At 30.1% G+C, this 3,286-nt stretch carries 3 protein-coding genes and 1 tRNA gene; 2 read left to right on the top strand and 2 right to left on the bottom strand.

All coding sequences use genetic code 11. From position 1 onward, the window contains the following. Nucleotides 1-768 precede the first annotated feature (768 nt). Both WBG30_RS07095 and WBG30_RS07090 read left to right on the top strand, forming a co-directional pair. Nucleotides 769-891, top strand: a complete 123-nt coding sequence (locus tag WBG30_RS07095; protein ID WP_424503943.1) for a hypothetical protein — start codon at nt 769-771, stop codon at nt 889-891. A gap of 81 nt (nt 892-972) precedes the next feature. Beyond that, on the top strand, nt 973-1,245 hold the full coding sequence (locus tag WBG30_RS07090; RefSeq protein WP_424503942.1) for a KTSC domain-containing protein: 273 nt from the start codon (nt 973-975) through the stop codon (nt 1,243-1,245). Nucleotides 1,246-1,359: 114 nt separating this feature from the next. Here WBG30_RS07090 and WBG30_RS07085 read toward each other — a convergent pair. Together WBG30_RS07085 and WBG30_RS07080 are read right to left on the bottom strand one after the other, a co-directional pair. Beyond that, nucleotides 1,360-1,445, bottom strand: a tRNA-Leu gene (locus WBG30_RS07085). 97 nt (nt 1,446-1,542) lie between these two features. Further along, nucleotides 1,543-2,976: a Na+/H+ antiporter NhaC family protein gene (locus WBG30_RS07080; protein WP_424503941.1), complete on the bottom strand. Its 1,434-nt coding sequence runs from the start codon at nt 2,974-2,976 to the stop codon at nt 1,543-1,545. Nucleotides 2,977-3,286: the final 310 nt, after the last annotated feature.

Genomic DNA, 3,286 nt, shown 5'->3' with positions numbered 1-3,286 from the left:
ATAATTGTTTGAACTGTTCTTACTGTTGCCTTTCCCATTGAACAATTTTGTTTCAATGATTTATGGTAAACTTCAATATTCCACCGTTTTTTGTAGACATTTATTGTGCTATCATAGTTTAGAAATTTATCATTAGTGATTAGGTATAGTGAAGCTTCTTTTCCATCTCCATTTTAGAAGACCTGCTTTGTTAGAAACACTGGGAAAGGTAATCCTTTCAGCTCTACCGTGTAAACTTCATTAGGTTAAAAATCACCTGTGTTGACTTTTCTAAATTATGTAGAGTCTTCGATTAAAAACTTAAAGGTTCTATTACTCTTTAGCGCAGAAACAAACAGTTTATTTAAGTTTTTGTGTATATATTTTAAATTATCAGTTGTGGTATACCAAGAGTCCATAAGGATATATCGATATTTAACTTTGTTAACTTTTATCATTTTAAGCATGTCCAACATTGATTCATTTTTAGTGAATTCGGACTTACGCTTTGTTTTATCATTGATATCTGTAACAATTTTATTTTTTCTAATAACTCTGTAATTGATAGGTAAAGAGATATCTTTAATTTGAGTATGTTTCGAGTATATTTCTTTTTTAGAAAAAAATCTACCGCGAAACATCAGTTAATAATAGGAAGTGGATTTAGAAGTTTCAAACACTAAATTTATAAAATTTCGTAGAATGATATTCCTAAAAAAAAATATCTTAGTTAAAAAATTGACGTAATATTGACTAAATAATGATAATTTAGAATTGTTTATAGATGTTATGGAAAATTTGGAACCTGAAGATATCAATGATGCTAAAAAAATAATGAGGTTTATTATTAATAGAATAGAACTCCGTGATGACAATAAGAAAAATCCTCAGTCTGATATATATTTTAATTAATTTATTCTATTTGTTATATGCTATTTATGGAAGTCTAATTAAATAGAGAAGAGAAAAATTAATCTAAGGAGATGGTATCAAATGGCAAGAATAAAATTAAAATCTTCAATGCTAAAAGCTGTTGATTATAACCCAGAATTAAAAAAACTTAAAGTTTGGTTTATGGATAAAAAATTAGCTTCTGGTAATATTAAAATTGGTGCTATATATAGCTATACTAATGTCACAGAGGATTTGTATAATGTATTATTGGATTCTAAAACTAATTTAACTTATGAATGTTCACATGGAAAGTGCTTTCATAAATTGATAATAAGTCATCCGGATAAATATCCACCTAAAAAATTATCTTAATAGAAAAACGTAATATCATTTTGTCTCTTCTAGAATAATATTTAAAAGAAAAGCTCCCAAATTGGGAGCTTTTTAAATACATATTAAGTTCTATCCCACTATAGGGGGATAGCGTGGTGCATCAGGGGGGATTTGAACCCCCACAGGAAAATTCCCATAAAGCCCTCAACCTTACGCGTCTACCGTTCCGCCACTGATGCTTATCATAGAAAAGTATATAGTAAACTTCTACACTTGTCAAACAATATTTTAAAAGAGATAAGTAAAATTAATAGTTATGTTTATCTCTTTTAAATATTAAGCAAGATATCCTAGTATAATAAATATTATAGAGCTTATACCTGCATTTAGAAGGGCATAAGGAATTTGAGTTTTAACATGATGTATGTGATCTGACGCTGTAGCCATAGAAGACATAATAGTGGTGTCTGAGATAGGAGAGCAGTGATCACCCATGATACCACCAGATATGGCGGCTCCTACAGCTAGATATATATTTCCATTCAAAACTACGGCTGTTTGAAGGGCAATAGGGATCATTATAGCAAATGTACCAAAGGATGTTCCCGTTGCAAAGGCCATTATTCCAGCTAGAATAAATACTATCACTCCAGTAAAGGCAGGATTTATTGAAGCTCCATTTAATAGGTTAGCTAAATATCTTCCTGTCCCCAATGTATTTATAGAATTACCAATAGCAAAGGCAAATATTAGTATAGATGAAACAGGAATCATTCCTCCTATGCCCTTATAAAAATAATCCATATATTCTTTTAGATTCATAATACCTTTACCAATGTAATAGATTCCTGTAAAGATGGTGACTACAAATATTGCCCAAAATAAAGCTGTAGAACCACTTCCTTGAGTCATATTTCCATTTCCAGTTATATATAATCCTGTTGGAACCATTATCACTAAGACTAAAATAGGGAGGATCATATGCCACATAGATGGTTTTATTCCTTTTTTTACAGGAAGATGGATGGCTTCTTCCCCGATTACTGGTCTAGCATCATCAGCTAAAACTTTTCCATCTTTCATAGCTCTATCTTCAGCTTTTTTCATTGGCCCAAAATCATTTCCAGAGAGGATAAAATAAAGGACAGTTAAGATAGTTATATATGAATAGATTTGATATGGGATACTTTTTATAAGAATAGTTACTGGATTGATATCTACAACTCCAGCTGCTACCTGAGCAGATAAAACTCCTAAGATGGTAGCCCCCCAACCATTTAATGGAATTAATCCACAGATTGGTGCAGATGTAGAATCACAAATATATGCTAATTTTTCTCTAGAAACTTTATATTTATCAGCTAGATCTCTAGTAATGGTACCAGCTAATAAGATGGTGATACTAGATTCTATAAAAACGACTATTCCAATAAAATATGCCAAAAGCATGGTTCCTCGTCTTGACTTTATTATTCTTTTTTTCTTTGTTAAATAATCAACAAATCCTTGGACACCACCAGAAACCTGTATCAAGGTCATAATACCTCCGATTAAAAATACAAATATTAATGTTTTAGTAGCCCAACTTTCACCAAATACGTCTATAATTCCATTTAGACTTTGATTTAGTGAAGAGATTAAATTCCAGTCTGTTATGATAAGGTTGCAAAAGACTATTCCTAAAAATAAAGATACCACCACCTGTCCTGTGGTAATAGCCAAAATTATAGTTATAATGGGTGGTATAATACTTAAAATTCCATATTCCATCTTGTTCCTCCTGAGTTATTATTATTTACTGAAATAGTGTAGCATTAGTTTTTTAGTTTCGAAAGTATCAATAAACCTAAAGAATTGTTCATAGAAGTTATAATTTTTCTTATAGATACTAGTAATTTAGTTATTAGATTGTTCATGTTTTTTGAATATCATTTTTTAAGAACTTAGAGTTGTTTGAAAATATAAGAATCATAATATAAAATTAGTGTGTAAAAGATCAAAAGTGTCGCGGCGACACTTTTGATTTGAAATTAAAATCAAGATTTATTGGAGAGAATCAGGTAAGAATAATAAACTGATT

Origin of the sequence: Psychrilyobacter sp. (assembly GCF_049671765.1) — a bacterium.
Taxonomy (GTDB): domain Bacteria; phylum Fusobacteriota; class Fusobacteriia; order Fusobacteriales; family Fusobacteriaceae; genus Psychrilyobacter.
This window is presented reverse-complemented; position numbering and strand designations above follow the sequence as displayed.